The sequence below is a fragment of the Corynebacterium nasorum genome (genome assembly GCF_030229765.1).
GTDB classification, from domain to species: Bacteria; Actinomycetota; Actinomycetes; order Mycobacteriales; family Mycobacteriaceae; genus Corynebacterium; species Corynebacterium kefirresidentii.
In genome coordinates, this window is record NZ_JASPGY010000003.1 from 109,938 (window position 1) to 125,951 (window position 16,014).

17 protein-coding genes and 1 pseudogene are annotated in these 16,014 nt (G+C 60.8%); 9 read left to right on the forward strand and 9 right to left on the reverse strand.

All coding sequences use genetic code 11. The features are described from left to right. Positions 1-2: 2 nt before the first annotated feature. Complete coding sequence (locus QP904_RS03885; protein WP_234288129.1) at positions 3-1,352, forward strand: lysine N(6)-hydroxylase/L-ornithine N(5)-oxygenase family protein; 1,350 nt, start codon at positions 3-5, stop codon at positions 1,350-1,352. Then, complete coding sequence (locus QP904_RS03890; RefSeq protein WP_259825592.1) at positions 1,352-3,820, forward strand: GNAT family N-acetyltransferase; 2,469 nt, start codon at positions 1,352-1,354, stop codon at positions 3,818-3,820. Before QP904_RS03885 ends, QP904_RS03890 begins: the two co-directional genes overlap by 1 nt. A gap of 55 nt (positions 3,821-3,875) precedes the next feature. Here QP904_RS03890 and QP904_RS03895 read toward each other — a convergent pair whose 3' ends face one another. Further along, entirely contained in the window at positions 3,876-4,661 is a 786-nt protein-coding gene (locus QP904_RS03895; RefSeq protein WP_023020572.1) for a formate/nitrite transporter family protein, read from the reverse strand. 126 nt (positions 4,662-4,787) lie between these two features. On the opposite strand from QP904_RS03895, the pseudogene QP904_RS11790 reads away from it, so the two are divergent. The 4 genes and pseudogenes from QP904_RS11790 to QP904_RS03910 form a co-directional block, all read left to right on the forward strand. Continuing rightward, positions 4,788-5,168: pseudogene (locus tag QP904_RS11790) on the forward strand (ATP-binding cassette domain-containing protein); the annotation flags it as partial. A gap of 26 nt (positions 5,169-5,194) precedes the next feature. Continuing rightward, positions 5,195-5,533, forward strand: coding sequence for an AAA family ATPase (locus tag QP904_RS11795; RefSeq protein ID WP_034655739.1), 339 nt, complete (start codon positions 5,195-5,197; stop codon positions 5,531-5,533). After that, positions 5,530-6,672: a hypothetical protein gene (locus tag QP904_RS03905; protein ID WP_200288272.1), complete on the forward strand. Its 1,143-nt coding sequence runs from the start codon at positions 5,530-5,532 to the stop codon at positions 6,670-6,672. Before QP904_RS11795 ends, QP904_RS03905 begins: the two co-directional genes overlap by 4 nt. A gap of 108 nt (positions 6,673-6,780) precedes the next feature. Then, the gene (locus tag QP904_RS03910; protein ID WP_284835567.1) at positions 6,781-7,359 is read left to right on the forward strand and encodes a hypothetical protein; all 579 of its coding nucleotides are present in this window, start codon (positions 6,781-6,783) and stop codon (positions 7,357-7,359) included. Positions 7,360-7,417: 58 nt separating this feature from the next. Here QP904_RS03910 and rplE read toward each other — a convergent pair whose 3' ends face one another. Genes rplE through rplN form a run of 3 tightly spaced genes read right to left on the reverse strand, consistent with a single transcriptional unit; the run spans position 7,418 to position 8,659 of the window. Then, a complete protein-coding gene (gene rplE, locus QP904_RS03915; RefSeq protein WP_023020566.1) occupies positions 7,418-7,969 on the reverse strand; it encodes a 50S ribosomal protein L5 in 552 nt (183 codons plus the stop codon). Positions 7,970-7,971: 2 nt separating this feature from the next. After that, complete coding sequence (gene rplX / locus QP904_RS03920) at positions 7,972-8,286, reverse strand: 50S ribosomal protein L24 (protein ID WP_023027809.1); 315 nt, start codon at positions 8,284-8,286, stop codon at positions 7,972-7,974. 4 nt (positions 8,287-8,290) lie between these two features. Further along, entirely contained in the window at positions 8,291-8,659 is a 369-nt protein-coding gene (gene rplN, locus QP904_RS03925; RefSeq protein ID WP_005322812.1) for a 50S ribosomal protein L14, read from the reverse strand. Between the two features lie 529 nt (positions 8,660-9,188). On the opposite strand from rplN, the gene QP904_RS03930 reads away from it, so the two are divergent. Next, positions 9,189-10,106 carry a hypothetical protein gene (locus QP904_RS03930; RefSeq protein WP_248100345.1) on the forward strand — a complete coding sequence of 306 codons (918 nt, stop codon included), beginning with the start codon at positions 9,189-9,191 and terminating at the stop codon, positions 10,104-10,106. Between the two features lie 175 nt (positions 10,107-10,281). Then, positions 10,282-10,674 (forward strand): multidrug transporter, encoded by a 393-nt coding sequence (locus QP904_RS03935; protein ID WP_248100347.1) that lies wholly within the window; start codon positions 10,282-10,284, stop codon positions 10,672-10,674. 36 nt (positions 10,675-10,710) lie between these two features. On the opposite strand, the gene QP904_RS03940 is transcribed toward QP904_RS03935, so the two are convergent. The 4 genes from QP904_RS03940 to QP904_RS03955 form a co-directional block, all read right to left on the reverse strand. After that, positions 10,711-11,553, reverse strand: a complete 843-nt coding sequence (locus tag QP904_RS03940; RefSeq protein ID WP_284835568.1) for an ABC transporter ATP-binding protein — start codon at positions 11,551-11,553, stop codon at positions 10,711-10,713. 85 nt (positions 11,554-11,638) lie between these two features. Beyond that, complete coding sequence (locus QP904_RS03945; RefSeq protein WP_284835569.1) at positions 11,639-12,673, reverse strand: FecCD family ABC transporter permease; 1,035 nt, start codon at positions 12,671-12,673, stop codon at positions 11,639-11,641. Between the two features lie 3 nt (positions 12,674-12,676). Continuing rightward, entirely contained in the window at positions 12,677-13,762 is a 1,086-nt protein-coding gene (locus QP904_RS03950) for a FecCD family ABC transporter permease (protein ID WP_284835570.1), read from the reverse strand. Then, a complete protein-coding gene (locus tag QP904_RS03955; RefSeq protein ID WP_248100352.1) occupies positions 13,763-14,710 on the reverse strand; it encodes an ABC transporter substrate-binding protein in 948 nt (315 codons plus the stop codon). Positions 14,711-14,810: 100 nt separating this feature from the next. On the opposite strand from QP904_RS03955, the gene QP904_RS03960 reads away from it, so the two are divergent. Beyond that, complete coding sequence (locus tag QP904_RS03960; RefSeq protein WP_284835571.1) at positions 14,811-15,632, forward strand: siderophore-interacting protein; 822 nt, start codon at positions 14,811-14,813, stop codon at positions 15,630-15,632. 72 nt (positions 15,633-15,704) lie between these two features. On the opposite strand, the gene rpsQ is transcribed toward QP904_RS03960, so the two are convergent. Next, positions 15,705-16,013 (reverse strand): 30S ribosomal protein S17, encoded by a 309-nt coding sequence (gene rpsQ / locus QP904_RS03965; RefSeq protein WP_023020554.1) that lies wholly within the window; start codon positions 16,011-16,013, stop codon positions 15,705-15,707. Between the last annotated feature and the right edge of the window lies 1 nt (position 16,014).

Here is a 16,014-nt window from a genome sequence, read left to right on the forward strand (position 1 = left end):
TAATGTCTTCTTCCACCACCGCCCGCACTGCCGCCGCCGCTGATGCCGAATCTAGCATTAAGCCCTATGACCTGGTGGGCATCGGGATCGGGCCGTTCAACCTGGGCCTGGCGGCGCTGAGCCAGCCGCTGGTTGACGGCGGCGCGCTGCGCGCGGCGTTCTTCGATTCGCGCGCGGAATTTTGCTGGCACCCCGGGATGATGATTCCTGGGACGACGATCCAGGTTCCGTTCATGGCCGATCTGGTCACCCTCGCCGACCCCACGAGCCCGTACAGTTTCCTCAACTACTGCAAGCAGCAAGGGCGCATCCACCAATTCTACATCAAGGAGGATTTCAACCCGCTGCGCGAGGAATACTCCGATTACTGCACCTGGGTCTCCCAGCAGCTGAGCACGCTCGAGTGGAACTCCACGGTGACGTCGGTGCGCCGCGTCGACGATCTGTGGGAGGTCACCGTCAACGGGCCACGGGACACCTGCACGGTGCTCAGCCGCAACGTCGTGGTCGGAGTGGGCACCATACCGTTTATTCCCGCCGAGCTGCGGGCTGCGCCGGAAGCCGGGCTCGCCGTACACTCGGCGGACTATCTTGAGCACAAGGAGGAGTTGCTCGCCCAGGAGTCCGTCACCATCATCGGGTCGGGGCAGTCCGCGGCCGAGATTTACGCCAATCTCATGGAACCTGCCGCGTACCAGGGCACGCGGCTGGACTGGGTCACCCGCTCGGGGCGCTTCTTCCCCATGGAATACACCAAGCTCACCCTCGAGATGACTAGCCCCGAGTACGCGCAGTTCTTCCGCGGCCTGGACGCCGCGACGCGCGACCGGCTCAACCGCGAGCAGCGCAATCTTTACAAGGGAATCTCCGGCCAGCTCGTCAATCACATCTACGACACCTACTACCGGTTGTCCATCACGAAGGGCCTGCCGCGCCCATTCGCCTCGACGCTCCTAGCCGGCTGGAGCGCGGCGCTATGCGACGCAGACGCGTCCGCCCCGTTCCAGCTGACGTTGACCCACGGCGAGACCGGCGAAACCCGCACGCACGCGACAAACGCGCTGGTGCTCGCCACCGGCTACAAGGCCCCGCTCTTCCCCAGCTTCCTGGAGACCGCACGCGAAGAAGTCCAGTTCGACACGGCCGGGCGCCTGGCCATCGATCCCGAGTTCGCCATCGACGCCGCCCAGTCGCTCTTCGTCCAAAACGCCGAGGAACACCTTCATTCGCTCATCGCGCCGGATCTCGGGATGGGACCGTGGAGGAACTCCATTATTCTCAAGGCCATCACCGGCCGCGAGTACTATCCCATCGAGCGTTCCGTCGCCTTCCAGACCTTCGGGGGTCAGTAATGCTCAATACCGAACGTGACGAAATCTTCACTCCCCACGGCACGGTGCGCCTTCGCCCGCTCACCCCCGGCGACACCGAGCTCGTTCACGGGTGGCTCACCGATCCTCACTGCGCGTTCTGGGGCATGCAACAGGCCAGCGTCAACGACGTCGCCGTCGAATACGACCGGCTCCGCGCCTCCCCGCACGAAGAAGCCTGGATCCTCGAGCTGCGCCCGTACCCTGCCGCCCCGCGCAGACCGATGGGCATCGTCGAGGACTACGACCCGCGCCGCGTGGTGCTGGACTCGGTGTTGGCCGGGGCTGCTAGCTCGGAGGCTGCTGGTGTCAGGGAGTTGACGCTGGAAGAGCCACTACGCGGACTGCACTTCCTCGTCGCCCCGCCGGCCGGTGCCCACGTTTCTGGGCTAACCAGCAGCCTTTTCGCCGCGGTCATCCGCTGGCTCATCGACTGCCGAGGTTTCCGCGAACTCCTCGTGGAGCCCGACGTAGCCAATGGCGCAATTCACCGCAAGAACGCCGAGGCCGGCTTCCTTGATGTGCCGGGACTTAACGAGGTCCGCCTGCTTCAAGGCGGGCACACGAAGACGGCACGGGTGCAGCGTTGTACTGCCTCAGACTTCTATTCCTCAGCGGCTGCCGCGCGCGCCTCGCTGTCGCCGGTGGCGAATGCGCTGTGCGCGGCCGAGACCGCTGAGCGCCAGCTCATCGCCAAGGCCATCCGCGAATTTAGCCATGAAAGACTGCTGACGCCGAGCTTTCACCCGGACTCAGAACGATGGTCGGTCCACTTGGGGCCGCGGGAGCTGAGCTTTTCGGCCCACCAGTACGGGCTGGAGCATCTCGAAGTCGTCCCCGAAAGCATCGAAGCTGCCGATGCCGCCCCGCTGCACCTGGCTGAGCTCATCGCCGGGGCCGCAGAACAGCTGGGCATAGAACCGGGGTTCCTGCACACCTACATCGAAGAAATTCAGGCGACCCTCGCCGGCCGTGCCCGCGCCCTCGCGACTCGCCCCGCCGCGCAAAGCTTGCGCGCACCGCAGCTCGCCGCCAGCGCCCAGGAGCGCGCGAATGCCCAGGCGGACTATCTCGTCTCCGCTGAGTCAGCAATGTATGAGGGGCACCCCGGGTTCCTCGCGAATTCGGGGCGCGGCGGGATGAGCCTTACCGAGCTACGCGCCTACGCGCCGGAGGCGGGAGCCGACGTACACATCGTGTGGCTCGCCGCCAAGCGGGAGCACTGCGTGGTGGCGGCATCAGAAGACGTCGCGGACCTAGCCGGGTTCTTCGCCGAACAGCTCGGAGACCTCGAGCCGCGCTATGAGCAGGCGCTCGCAGAATTGGGCTGCGACCCGGATGACTATGTGCCGCTGCCGCTGCACCCGTGGCAGTGGGACAACTGCATCTCCACGATCTTTTTCGCCCAGCTCATTTCCCGGGATCTGGTGTACATCGGCACCAGCAGCGACCTATTTCGCCCCCAGCAGTCGCTGCGGACGTTCTTCAACCACTCGCGCCCGGCGCTGCCCTATGTCAAGACTGCCGTGGGCATTCGCAACATGGGGTTCGTCCGCGGGCTCTCGCCGGCGTACATGGAAACCACGCCCGCCATCAACGATTGGTTAGCCCAACAGCTCAATGTCGATCCGGAATTCCGGGCCTGCAACGTGCGTCTGCTCAAAGAAATCGTCGCCGTAGGCTACCGCGGCGACACCTACCACCGCCACCCGCTGCCCGCGGACTCAACAAGCGGGCGAGAGAAAATGCTCTCCGCGCTGTGGCGCGACTCGCCCGTGCCGCAGCTATCCGCCACGAGCGTGGCCGTGACCCTGGCGGGCTGCCTCTACGTCGACCCGGCAGGAGAGTCACTCGCCGCCGAGTGGATCGCGCAATCGAGTCTACCGCCGCAAGAATGGCTGCGTCAGCTGCTCGACGTGTACCTTGTCCCAGTCCTCCACGCGCTCGCCCAGTACGGAATCGTGTTCATGCCGCACAGCGAGAATGTCATCCTCGAGCTCGACAACGGCGCGCCCGTCGGCGCGTTTTTCAAGGACCTGGGGGAAGAGGCCGCGGTCGTTGACGCCCGCGTGGACATGCCTGCGGGACTAGAGCGCCTGCAGGTCGATCACGGCGACTTCACCGGTGCCCAGCGCGCGCTATCTATCCACACCGACGTCCTCGACGGCGTGCTGCGCCACCTCGCCGCGCTCTTCGACCGGGAGGGATTGCTCACTGAGACCGAATTTTGGCTCACCTGCCGTGAAGTCGTACTGGATTACGAACGCCGCTTCCCCGGCACGCTGGAGAAACTTCCGGTGCTCGCGCCGCAGTTCAAGCACTCGTGCCTCAACCGCTTGCAGTTACGCAACCCGTTATCGATGGTGAACTTGGGCGACCAGGAGTCCTCGCTCATCTACGCCGGGGACATGGACAACCCGTTGCATTCTCCAGAATCGACGGCGCGATAAGTAAAGGCCAACCCCGCTCGTGCGGGGTTGGCCTTCTCGCGTACTACGCCGCAGCTTAGTCGCGATACGCTTCCGGGCCAGAGTTAAGCCAGGCGTACACGCCACCAATTAGGAAGCCACCACCGATGAGGTTTCCTACCCACACGATGGACCAATTGGCCAACACCACCCAAAGGGTAAAACCTTCCGGTAGCGGGCTGGCGCAGAAGAAGGTCAGGGTCATCAGGCAGAAATTCGCGATGACGTGCTCGAGGCCCAAGCCCACGAAGCAGGCGATGATCGGCACGATGACGAAGAACTTGGAGGCAATGTCTTTGGCAAAGATAGCGCCGATAATCGCCATGTTGACCACGAAGTTGGCCAGTATGGCCTCCACGAACATGCCGCCTGGTCCTTTGAGGAGCTTGCCCATCGCGAGGTCGACGATAAGGTGATTTGGGTCGATGCCGCCGAGCTTGGCGGACATACCCATGGCTGCGGCGAAAAGCACGGCGCCAACTAGGTTGAATAGCGTGGTGACTGCGAGGAGCCACAGCGCCTTTCCCCAGCCCACCTGCTTCTTCACGGCGCCGTAGACCATGTACATCATGTTGCCGGTGGCTAGGTCCGCGCCCAGAATGACGATGGCAAAAAGGCCCAAACCGAACAGGCAGGCAAAGACCAGAGAACCGAGGCCTTCCACATGCTTCTCGACGCCCATACCCATCACCGCAGCAAATGCCGTACCGATCGCCAGGTACACGCCGGCCAAAGTAGAACGGACAGCAAAGCGGGAGAAAGATTGCTCTAGGAGCGTGACCTTCTTCGTCACGGCTGCTGCGGCAGCATCATTCAAGGACATCAAGTACCTCGTACGGTTCAGATTTCAGAGACCTTTGTATCGTACTCCGCCGCACGCACCGCAGGTGAATCCCTGATCTTCAGCAACCAATTGCAATCACTTTTCACTTAAGAAAAACTGGCGGGAATGACACCCTTCCTGTCTGTCCAGCACCTCAGCTACGGCTACTCCGCCCGCACTAAGGTTGTTCGCGATATATCCTTCGACCTCGCCCCAGGGCTCACCGTCCTTCTCGGCGCAAATGGCGCGGGGAAAAGCACGCTCATGCAGCTCATCGCCGGTGAGCTACGCCCGCCAACAGGAACCATCTTCGTGGGCGGTGAAGACGTCCGCCGTTCCGACTCGTGGCGGCAACGTGTCGGCTGGGTTCCGCAACGCAGTGTGTTTGATCCGGCGCAACGCGCAGTGGATTTCGTAGCAGACGTTGGCTGGCTGCGCGGACTAGACCGCGCGACAGCACGCCAGCACGCGGTAAATGCCTTGCGGATAATTGGCTTGGAGGACCACAGCACTACCCGCCTGCGCGATGTCCGGTGGAATGCAGCGCCGCGCCATGGTCGCGGCGGGCCATTGTCCACGAGCCAGATGTACTGCTTCTCGACGAACCCACCGCAGGTCTCGACCCACACCAACGATCCTCACTCATCCGCGCACTGCGTGACATGGCTTCGAACGGCACCACTGTCCTCATGTCTACGCACGTCGCGGCTGATATGGACTCCGCCGATCGCACGCTCATTCTTCATCGTAGGTGCATCGCAGTCGATTCTTCTGTTGCAGATTTCATCGAAAGGTACGGCTCCGTAGAACAAGGATTCTGCGCCGTCACCGAACAAGCTACCGACGGGGCACGGGGAGGGGCTGCTTTGTGAGACACGTTCGCTTCATTCCTGTTGTACTCTTCACCGCACTGCTGAGTTTTGCCTCTGCGCGGGGCAGTAACGTCGCCGGTTCCTGGCCAGAGGCCACCGCAATCTGCGCGGTTGTCGCCGCGGCTACGGGCGTACTTCTCGAAAGTATTGCTGCATGGGACGCAGGAAGCCAGGACGCCACGTTTCTACGCTCCACATCCACCTCGCGCGCCCGCACAGCAGTACTTCTCGTCGGCCTGGCGCTGGCATGGGGACTGGCCAGCATTCTTATCGACTTCATGATCCTGGCAGGGTTTGTCTATACCGCACCCGTGGGCAGCTCGCCATGGTTCCTCGTCATCATTAGCAGCCTTGTGTGGGTTGTGTTGTGTGCGGTTCTCGGTGCGGGTTTGGGTGTCTTTGTCCGGCGCCGACTTCTCGCCGCGTTACTCGCAGCACTGCTCACGCTAGCTTTGTGCGTGGTATCGGCGTGTGCGGATTCCACGCCGGCTTCCCTACGCTTTCTTTTCTTCCCCGGCAATGGGTACGAGCTGATAGCACGGCAGCGACGGGTGGCTTCGGTCGCAATTTCTGCCGTCATGGTAGCGGCCTTAAGCGCCTGTGTCCTTGCCGCACTGACACGCCACCACCCTGCCCCGCGTTACACCGCGCTGACTCTCCTCGCCATCATCACCATCGCCGCTGTTGGCTCCGCCGCAGTGGGGCCCCAAGGTACGCGGGCACGGGACACCACGGAGGCGTCGGCAAGCTGCACCCGGGATGCGAACAAACAGCGATACTGCAGTTGGCCAGAAGATCACGAACTCGTCGTAGCCGCAGACGCGCACTGGCAGGAATTCACGCAGATGCTTGTCGACGCCGGCCTTCCTCCCCTCACCGGCACATACGGTCAACCCGGCTCCGATCACGCCACGGAGTTGTCCCACACAGTGGCCAGCCCAGCGGCCCTGTACACGCGGGTTTATGAGGCTCAAGCTGCGGCGCTGCGCGCTCAGCGCCCCCTGCGAAGAAACTTCTGCCTCTCGCAACGCACACCAGGTACTTTCGGACTGGGCCACGTATGCGTTCAGAGCGGAGGACGACAGGTTTACTACCCTCAGCGCACAAAGTTCAACTACTCCTGCGCGCGCCTGGATTGAAAACGAGCTTTCTCACCGTTCGCCCGCAGAGCAAGCCGTGGCTCTGGCTCCCTTTATTCACACCATGCAGACGTGCAGCTCCGAGCTACCACCGCTGGGGGTTGCACAATGAGTCCCTACCTGAGACTTCGCCGTTGGCCGGAGTTCTTTTTAATCCTCAGCCTTGGCGTGGTAGCGCAGTTCCTGGATAACTTGGCCGTTCCACAGCTCTTCGGAGCGCCACTGAACCGTCCCGTATTCGTTTTCAATCTGCTGCCACTGCTCGTCGCAGGCTCCATACTGGCGTTGCTGAATAGTTCATGGGATGAGAAATACGAGGCCACGAGCACGGCCCGTTCGCTACGCAAGGAGAAAACTGCCTTGTTGGGTGCAGCTACCGCAGCGTGGACCGCTGTGTTCGGATTCGGATTATTCATTGGGGTAGTACCTATTCATTCAGCATCCACGATCCTTTTCTGTCTCGCTGCGGTTGGCGTCGCGTTAACGCTGCGTAGCGCACTGGACTCGAAGGCATCTGCGGGAATTGCGCTCCCCCTGTCGTTGCTGGCGCTCCTTTTTCCCTGGTACTTGGGCGAAACCACGCCGTTGGGCAATTCCCTCGGCCAAAGTATGTCTCCCATCATTGCCATCGTGTGCGCCACTATCTTCCTTGTAGGCGCGGCTGCGTGGCTTCACCGACGGCACTAAAACCAAAAAATTCCCCCGGCCTCCTTTCGGAGTGCCGGGGGAATGCCTCAAGCGCTATTTACTTGAACGGGAAGCCGAGCTCGCGCAGGAGCTTGCGGCCCTCGTCGTCGTTAGTAGCGGTGGTAACGACGGTGATGTCCATACCACGAGGGCGGTCGATCTTGTCGATGTCGATCTCGTAGAACATGGACTGCTCGGACAGGCCGAAGGTGTAGTTGCCGTGGCCGTCGAACTGCTGATCAGACAGACCGCGGAAGTCACGAATACGTGGCAGCGCGATGGTCAGCAGGCGGTCTAGGAACTCCCACATGCGGTCGCCGCGCAGGGTAACGCGTGCGCCAATGGGCATGCCCTCACGAAGCTTGAAGTTCGCGATGGACTTCTTAGCGCGACGCAGCTGCGGCTTCTGACCGGTAATAGCGGTCAGATCCTCGAGTGCGCCGTTGATGACCTTGGAGTCACGTGCGGCTTCGCCAACACCCATGTTGACGACAACCTTGGTGACACCAGGGATCTGCATGACGTTGTCGTACTTGAACTCGTCATTCAGGGTCTTGCGGATTTCCTCGCGGTAGCGAGTCTTCAGACGCGGGGTGTAGTTCTCGCTCATTTTTAGATGTCCTTCCCGTTGCTACGCGCGATACGGACCTTCTTGCCGTTCTCGTCGAAACGGTAGCCCACGCGGGTCGGGTTGCCTTCGGAGTCAACGATCGCAACGTTGGACACGTGGATCGGTGCTTCCTGGGTAACGATTCCGCCGGACTCGGCGCCACGCTCGGCAGCAGAGTTTGCGACGTGCTTCTTGATGCGGTTAACGCCCTCTACGAGGACCTTGTCACGCTTTGGGTATGCCTCGATGACCTTGCCCTTCGCGCCCTTATCTGGGCCCGAAATGACGATCACCATATCTCCCTTATGGATCTTCATAAGACTAGATCACCTCCGGTGCGAGAGAAACGATCTTCATGAAACGCTTGTCACGAAGTTCGCGAGCAACCGGTCCGAAGATACGGGTACCACGAGGCTCGCTATCGCCCTTGAGAACAACTGCAGCGTTCTCGTCAAAGCGAATGTAGGAGCCGTCTGGACGACGGGTTTCCTTCTTCGCACGGACGATAACTGCCTTAACTACGTCGCCTTCCTTGACGTTGCCACCTGGGACAGCGTCCTTGACAGTCGCGACGATGACGTCGCCGATGCCAGCGGAGCGTCGGACAGAGCCGCCGAGAACGCGGATGCACAGCAGTTCACGTGCACCAGAGTTGTCGGCGACGCGCAGACGCGATTCTTGCTGAATCACTATGGGTCTCCTGACCTGGATTGATGTGCGGTAAGATTTCCGTCCTTGCCGCACGCGGTCTACAAACTTGCGATGCTCAAGCCTTGACAACGGACTGTGCCGAAGGGTCTCGGACCGGCGGTTCGGAAACGCACCACTACGGGCCGACCAGCTTTTGCAACCTATACATTCAACCACACGCCAGCGCCCATACCAAAACGCCGCTTAGTGATTACCGACGCCCCCTACCTCCACATATGTTTCCGTCAGTACACCCACTTACCCCTCGGCCTCTTATTTCGAATACTACGACACGCATAGGCTCCAAAATCATCGCCACAATCTGCACATATGAACCACACTTTAACAACGCTCAGTGCAAAGTCCATCGCGCAGCCATTCTAATGGTTTGATCTTTCACTGCTGTAACGCATGAGAATTTCAGTTAACTTCTGATTTTCATGCAACAACTGCAAATTCTGTGACTACTGGTATTTGCCCGCGAAAGACGTTTCTTTGCTCTTTCCCATATTTCCCGAAGGAGAAACACATGAAGCGTTTGCCACAGACCCTGACTGCTGCTGTACTGACCGGCGCACTCGCCTTTGGCGGCGCAGCTATTGCCCAGGCTCAGATGCCACTACCGGCTTCCATCGAGACCAATGGCATTACCTACGACAAGCAGCCCGACGGCAGCTACGCACCACGCAACCGCTTTGAGAACCCAGCCGGCGAGGACACCGTACCTACCCTCACTGAGGATCAAGCTCGCGCCATCTGGGAGCGTCAGCAGTCAAAGGATGGTGAAAGCGCTGATCCTGAGACCCCTGGAAACGAGACTGACACTGAAGGCGCAGCCGACGCCGAGGGGACTGACTCCGAGAGCTCCAACAAAGAAGGTATCCCTGCTCCAGCTACGAAGAAGGACGCCGAGGGCAACGAGTGGTACCAGAGCCTGAAGGATCCGAAGGTTTACGTCAACGACCCAGCTCTGGTGAATGAAGAGATCACCGACGAGATGCGCAATTCTTACGCTGAGGCGTTCCTGTCTGAGGATTCGAAGCCTGAATTCGACAAGAATAAGCTGGCTTGGTTGGCACTGCCAGCTGCACTGATCATCGGTGGCATCACCTGGTACCTTTCCCAGGACGGCAAGACCTACGTCAAGGACGAGGCACGCAAGAACCAGGAACCGACCGCTGAGGAAAAGGCTGCTTCCGAGCAGATGCTGAACGCTAACAAGGACGAAGTTATCGCCCAGGTCGGTCAGCTCGCTGAGGGCGACGCTGCTCAGGCTGACGCTCCTTCCGCTCCATCTGCACCAGCTGCTGGCGAGTCCGCAGACTCCGCACGTGGTATGTCCGCTGAGACCGGCTCCAACTCCGTTGCACAGGCTCTGGCTGCTCTGGCCGTAGCTGCAATGGTCGCTGCTGGCGCTTTCGCCGCACGCTGCAAGTTCTTCGCTTAAGCAAGAGCCTTCCTAGTAAATAGGAAACTGAATTGAGACTGGCTGCGCCGGTCGGGCTTCGGCCCGGCCGGCGCAGTTTTGTTTCGTCAAAAACAGGATCCACGTAAACGGAAAACGAAGCCCCTACAAGATTGAAATGCCCGGACGCCGGGTAATTCTTAGTACAGTTTCCAGTATGACCTACACCAAGCGCACCCTGTGGCTGCACTCCGCGCTCTTTATCCTCGCGTTTCTCGCGTTTATCCTGCCCGTAGTCTTTGGCACCTCCGCTCTACTTCCTGTTTGGTTGACCGGCGGGCTGAGTCTGGGGCTAGCGGCTTGCGCGCTTGTCGACGCCGCCTATAAATTCTTCGCCCCTACCTCCCCTCGTAGCCTCCGCCTGCTCTCTGGTCTTGCCGGCCTCGTTCTGCTCATCGGCTGGGGCATCTGGGTCTATATCTACGGCAATATGGCGGCCGTGGGCACAGGTTCCTATCGAATCGGTACCTTTTTGCTCGGCGCGGGAAGCGTGCTCAATCTTTTTGTAGTGGCAATTTCCTTTCTAGATATACAAAGAAAGGTCAACTAGAACGACTGGGCAACAGCCACAATTGGCAGGTTTCCACTAATGCGCCGCTACGACGCGGCGGGGAACAATGATGGGGGCATCGCCCAGCGGATCCTCCCAGGCTTCAGCCTCGATGCCATAGGCCTGCGCCAAGACCTGCGGGGACAGCGCTTGTTTCGGCGCCCCGCGCGCGATAATTTTGCCGGCTTTCATCACCACCATGGAATCAGAATAGTGGCCGGCCAGCATGAGATCGTGCAGGACTACAACCACTGTTTTGCCCGCCTGCGCTTGTGCGCGTGCCAACTCCAGCATGCGCATGGCATGGGCGGGGTCGAGAAAGGTCGTGGGTTCGTCGAGAAGCAGCACAGGCGTATCTTGTGCCAGTGCCAACGCCAGCCAGACGCGTTGGCGCTGCCCACCCGATAGCGAAGCGATATCACGATCGAGGAAGTCCACAATGTCGGTAGCCTCGCAGGCCTGCGCGATAATCTCCCGATCCGTAGCGGAAAGGCCGCGCATCCTCCCCTGATAGGGATGACGCCCGCGCGCGACCAACTCGCCTACCCGCAGCCCATCGGGGGCCACGGGGTGCTGTGGCAGCAGCGCCACCTGCTGCGCGGCATCCTTCGCGGACAGCGCATGTAGGTCAGCTTCCCCGACCATGACGCTGCCCTGCCGCGGGGCCAGGATTTTCGAGAGGGTTTTCAGCAGCGTGGACTTGCCGCAGCCATTGGGCCCAATGAGCGTGGTGACTTCGCCGGCGCGGGCGTGCAGATCGACGCCGGCAAGGATATCCTCGCCATTCTTATATCCCGCATGAATGCCGGTGGCGTGGAGGCTACACCGAGGCTTCGCGCTCGTGGGCTGTTTAGGCTGATTAGGCCGATTATTCGTCATATCTTTTCCTTCATCCACGTACGACTATCTAGCACCATCCGGCGCTGTGTTTGTCCGTTTCCCCCGCTGTGCCGCGGCGCAACGTTTAGCTGCGCCCGGCCGCATTCCACACCACTATCACCAAGGCGCAGCCGCCGATGACCGAGGAAACCGCACCCACCGGCGCGTTTACCGGGATAGCGCCAGCGATGACGGCGCACACGGTAAGCAACGCCGCGCCCGCGGCTGCCGACGCCAGCGGCGATGGCGTGGGGGTGCGCGCCACCATCCGCGCCAGGTGCGGCGCTAGCAGCGCGATAAACCCAATGGGTCCCACCACCGAAACCACCACGGCGCTGATACCGGTTGCCGCAATAAGCAGCAGGGCGCGCTGGCGGGAAATATTCACGCCCAGGGTGGTTGCGGAGGAATCATCGTGGGCAAGCAGCGGCAGCTCCCCCGCGCACCAGATGCCTATAGCGAAAAACGGCGCTAATGCCGCCAGCAGGGGGAGGATGACCTCCATGCGCACAAATCCAGTCGATCCCGCAAGCCACGTTTGCGCCTCCGCAGCGCGCAGGACCTGGGTGCTGCGCATCAAATACGCCACGATGGCCTGAAACAGCAGCGATAAGGCAATACCGACGATGACGATGCGGTTGCTCGTACCGATGCCACCAAGGGTGGCGAGGAGGAGGACAACGAGGAGGGCGCCGATCGTCGCCAAGCATGCCCGCCACCAAAACTCCGGGATACCCTCAGCGAAACTGGGGCGCGAATGCACGGTACCCAGGACCACCAGCACCGATGCCCCGCCGGTAACGCCTAAAATATCCGGCGAGGCGAGCGGGTTGCGGGCCATGGTTTGCGTCCAAGAACCGGCCAGGCCGAGGGCGGTGCCCACGATGACGGTGGCGATAGCAACCGGCAGGCGCAAGTCCCACACCACCCTGATGTGGCTCTCGCTGCCGCCGCCGGTGAGAACATCGATGACTTGCCGTGGGCTCAGTTCCACGGAACCTTGCCCCAACAATACTAAGTACGCGATAAGGGCGATAAGGATAAATGCCAACGTGGAAGCGAGCACGCGCGCGTGCCGGCGGCGTTGCTGCGCTTGTAAAATAGTGCTGATTGCGGCCATGCGTTATTGCCCCCACGCTCTGCCCACGCCGCGGTGGGCACCCCAAATGAGGAAGGGTGCACCCACTATCGCGAGGACGATGGACATCTCCAGCTCCGAGCTGCCCACAATGAGGCGGCCAATGATATCGGCAGCAAGCACGGCACAACCACCCAGGAGCGCGGAGGGCAAAAGCATGGTAGCAACGCTAGGGCCCACCACCCGCCGCACGATGTGGGGAATGGCAAAGCCGACGAAGGCAATGGGACCCGTTGCCGCCGTTGCACTGCCGGCCAGCACCACGACGCTGAGCGCCGCGCCCACCCGCGCGGTGGTGGGTGATCCGCCCAAGGCGAGGGAGGACTCCTCCCCCATAGCCAAAAGGTCGAGGGGTCTGGCCGCCATCGCCGCACACGCTAGGCCGAGAACAAGCCCTATGCCCGCGATCGCGACGTCTTCTGGGCCGCGGCCAAAGGTCGAGCCGATGGTCCACCGCCGCATGCTATCGAGGACGTCCGTGGAATATAGACCGATGATCATCGCGCCCGATCCCAAGGCGGCGGAAACACCGGCACCCACCAGAATGAGCGTCAGGGGATCCTGAAACCGCCGCGATACGGCTAAGACCAGCAGCGTAGTAATACCCGCGCCAGCGAGCGCGAGGGTAGTCCGCATACCGGTGGAGGTAGCAATGCCGATGGCCGTGCCTAGGGCAACAAAGAATGACGCACCCGCGGTAACGCCAATAAACCCTGGATCCGCCAGTGGGTTTCGGGTCCACGATTGCGCCAGTACACCGGCCACAGCAAGGGCCGCGCCGGCGAAATAAGCCAGGAAGGTGCGCGGCATGCGCAGGTTCCACACGATATCGTGGATATCCTGCTCCCCTGCTCCGTGCAGGGCGGCGATGACCTCCCCGGGCGGAATCGAGCGGGATCCTAGCGTCAAGGACGCCACCGCCAACACCAGGCTGGCGAGGATGAGGGCAACAAGGAGCAGCTTGTGACGAGGTGCCCGCGTCATTACCGGTGCGGCGGCGCCGGTGGCGGTAGGACTATCTGCGGTGTTATCCGTCTGGATTTTTTGGCCGACTTTCGTGGTTGCTGACAATTACAGCTTCTCTTCAAACTTATCTACTGCCCAGGGGATGGTCACCGGGTTCGGCATACTCATGGCATTACCGGTATCCGTATCCAGGTAGCGCACGCGACCATCCTTGACAACGTCGAGGCCTTGGAAGGTCTTATCCTTCTTCAAGGCTTCGGAGGAACCGTTGTAGTCCAGGACAAAGAGGTAATCAACCTGGTTAAGTTTTGCGTAATTTTCTGGGGCAATGTCAACGAAGAAGCTGCTGCCATCGCCCTGCAAGGCATCGGGGATCTCCATGCCAAGATCCTCGATGAATTGTCCGCGCCCGTCCTCCTCGGTGTAGAGGCCGATTTTGCCGTCATAAGGCATGACGATGGCCGCAGATTTATCCTGCAATTCCGTGTGCTCGCGGCGGAATTCCTCGAAGGCCTTTTCGGTGTCATCGATAAGCTTATCGCCTTCGTCTTCCTTACCCACCGCGTCTGCAATGGTTTCTACCTGCTTTTCCCAGGGCACCTGCCAGTCTTCATAGCCATCTGGCTTGACGGTGGTAGGCGCGATGTCTTCCAGGGATTCCTTCGTATGCGCATCCACGGCCTGGTTCACCGCAATGATCTGGGTGGGGTCTGCCGCGGTGATCTGCTCAAAGGTATCCGCGGTGAATCCGGTTGCGGTGTTATAAATCACCTCAGGCTTTGCATCGCCCAAAAGCTTCTCTGCCCAGGGGCCGACGCCGGAGGGATCGCCATCGCCCTCAGCACCCCACGGTGCCACCGCCACGGGAGTGATCCCCAGGGCAAGCAGCGTATCGGCGTCACCCAGGCCCAGGCTAGCCACCCGCTGCTCGCTGGAAGCGTCAGTAGTCTTAGCCGTTTCATCGCCTTCACCGCGGGAGCAGCCTCCTAAGGCTACGACTCCGGCAGAAAGCACTGCTACTGCACCCAAACTACGACGGCCGAAAATCTTCACCAGGCTAGCCCTTTCAAGAAGGAGGAAAATAACTTTGCTTAGCCTATACCGCAAAGAGTAATTTAGGCAAGCCTTAGTTTATTATGAGTATATTAGACGCATGAACTCTTCCCCACAATCCGCCACGATGCGTCAACACGAACTCATCCCCGTTATTCTGACCGCTAATAAACGGATCCGGCCGCGCCTGCACCGCCTGACGTTTTATGCCGAGGCATTCCGGACATACACCCTCTCCGGACCCGATGAATTCTTTGGACTCGTCATGCCACAAGCCGGACAGGAATTTAGGCCCTTCCCCGTCGACGGCATAAACCTCCGCTCGGCGGTAAGCGCGATTTGCGAGGAGAGGCGGCCGGACCTGCGCTGGTATACCATCCGCGCGCTCCATTCAGAAGAGGCCACAGTCGATGTCGACGTGGTCACCCACGGCGATTCCGGACCTGGCTCGCGGTGGATTCGCCGCGCACGAGCCGGCGATACGGCGGGATTCTTTACGTGCAACGACTTGTGGCGACCAACCGAGTCGGCACAACTTCTAGTCGCCGATGCATCCGCCCTGCCCGCCCTGCGGCACATCTTGGCCTACCAAGAAAACCATAACCCGGCGATGCTTCGAGCCACCGACGTTATGGCCGTGGTAACCAGCGAGGACGAGGTAGAGCCGGGCCTTGCAACTCGGTGGGAGACGAGCGTCCGCAGCCTGCGCATCATTTATACCCAACCGCGTCAGGAGGCGGATGCTGTCGTAGCCGCTCTAAGAGCGGACTATGCCCGTGCGCCGGGGCCAGGGTACGTGTGGGCTTCCGGCGAGGGGGAGCTAGCAAAGAGCGTACGAGGCCTCGCGGTGAATGAGTGGGGCCTGGATACCACCGACGTCACGTGGGTTCCCTACTGGTTTTATGGAAGGGCCCGACCGTAGCTAAGCCCGAAAACGGCGAAGGCCCCTACCCCGAACCATTAGATTCGGAGCAGGGGCTGCGCTGGCTAGTTTTTACTTAGCCTTCTCGATGATCTCAACGAGACGGAAGTGCTTGTCCTTGGACAGCGGGCGGGTCTCAGCGATGCGTACGAGATCGCCGATGCCTGCGGTTTCTTCCTCGTCGTGCGCCTTAACCTTCTTGTTAGAACGCATGATCTTGCCGTACAGGGCGTGCTGCTTGCGGTCTTCCAGCTCGACAACGATGGTCTTGTTCATCTTGTCGGATACTACATAGCCGGTGCGAACCTTAGGAGCGCCCTTGACCTTCTCCTTCTTCGGAGTAGGTGCCTTCTTGGAATCAGTCACGTTAGCCTCACTCATG

What these genes read in the sequence shown, in the direction of transcription:
- QP904_RS03885 (WP_234288129.1), top strand. Translation starts at nt 3, where the DNA reads ATGTCTTCTTCCACCACCGCCCGCACTGCCGCCGCCGCTGATGCCGAA.
- QP904_RS03890 (WP_259825592.1), top strand. Translation starts at nt 1,352, where the DNA reads ATGCTCAATACCGAACGTGACGAAATCTTCACTCCCCACGGCACGGTG.
- QP904_RS03895 (WP_023020572.1), bottom strand. Translation starts at nt 4,661, where the DNA reads ATGTCCTTGAATGATGCTGCCGCAGCAGCCGTGACGAAGAAGGTCACG.
- QP904_RS03910 (WP_284835567.1), top strand. Translation starts at nt 6,781, where the DNA reads ATGAGTCCCTACCTGAGACTTCGCCGTTGGCCGGAGTTCTTTTTAATC.
- rplE (WP_023020566.1), bottom strand. Translation starts at nt 7,969, where the DNA reads ATGAGCGAGAACTACACCCCGCGTCTGAAGACTCGCTACCGCGAGGAA.
- rplX (WP_023027809.1), bottom strand. Translation starts at nt 8,286, where the DNA reads ATGAAGATCCATAAGGGAGATATGGTGATCGTCATTTCGGGCCCAGAT.
- QP904_RS03930 (WP_248100345.1), top strand. Translation starts at nt 9,189, where the DNA reads ATGAAGCGTTTGCCACAGACCCTGACTGCTGCTGTACTGACCGGCGCA.
- QP904_RS03935 (WP_248100347.1), top strand. Translation starts at nt 10,282, where the DNA reads ATGACCTACACCAAGCGCACCCTGTGGCTGCACTCCGCGCTCTTTATC.
- QP904_RS03940 (WP_284835568.1), bottom strand. Translation starts at nt 11,553, where the DNA reads ATGACGAATAATCGGCCTAATCAGCCTAAACAGCCCACGAGCGCGAAG.
- QP904_RS03945 (WP_284835569.1), bottom strand. Translation starts at nt 12,673, where the DNA reads ATGGCCGCAATCAGCACTATTTTACAAGCGCAGCAACGCCGCCGGCAC.
- QP904_RS03960 (WP_284835571.1), top strand. Translation starts at nt 14,811, where the DNA reads ATGAACTCTTCCCCACAATCCGCCACGATGCGTCAACACGAACTCATC.
- rpsQ (WP_023020554.1), bottom strand. Translation starts at nt 16,013, where the DNA reads ATGAGTGAGGCTAACGTGACTGATTCCAAGAAGGCACCTACTCCGAAG.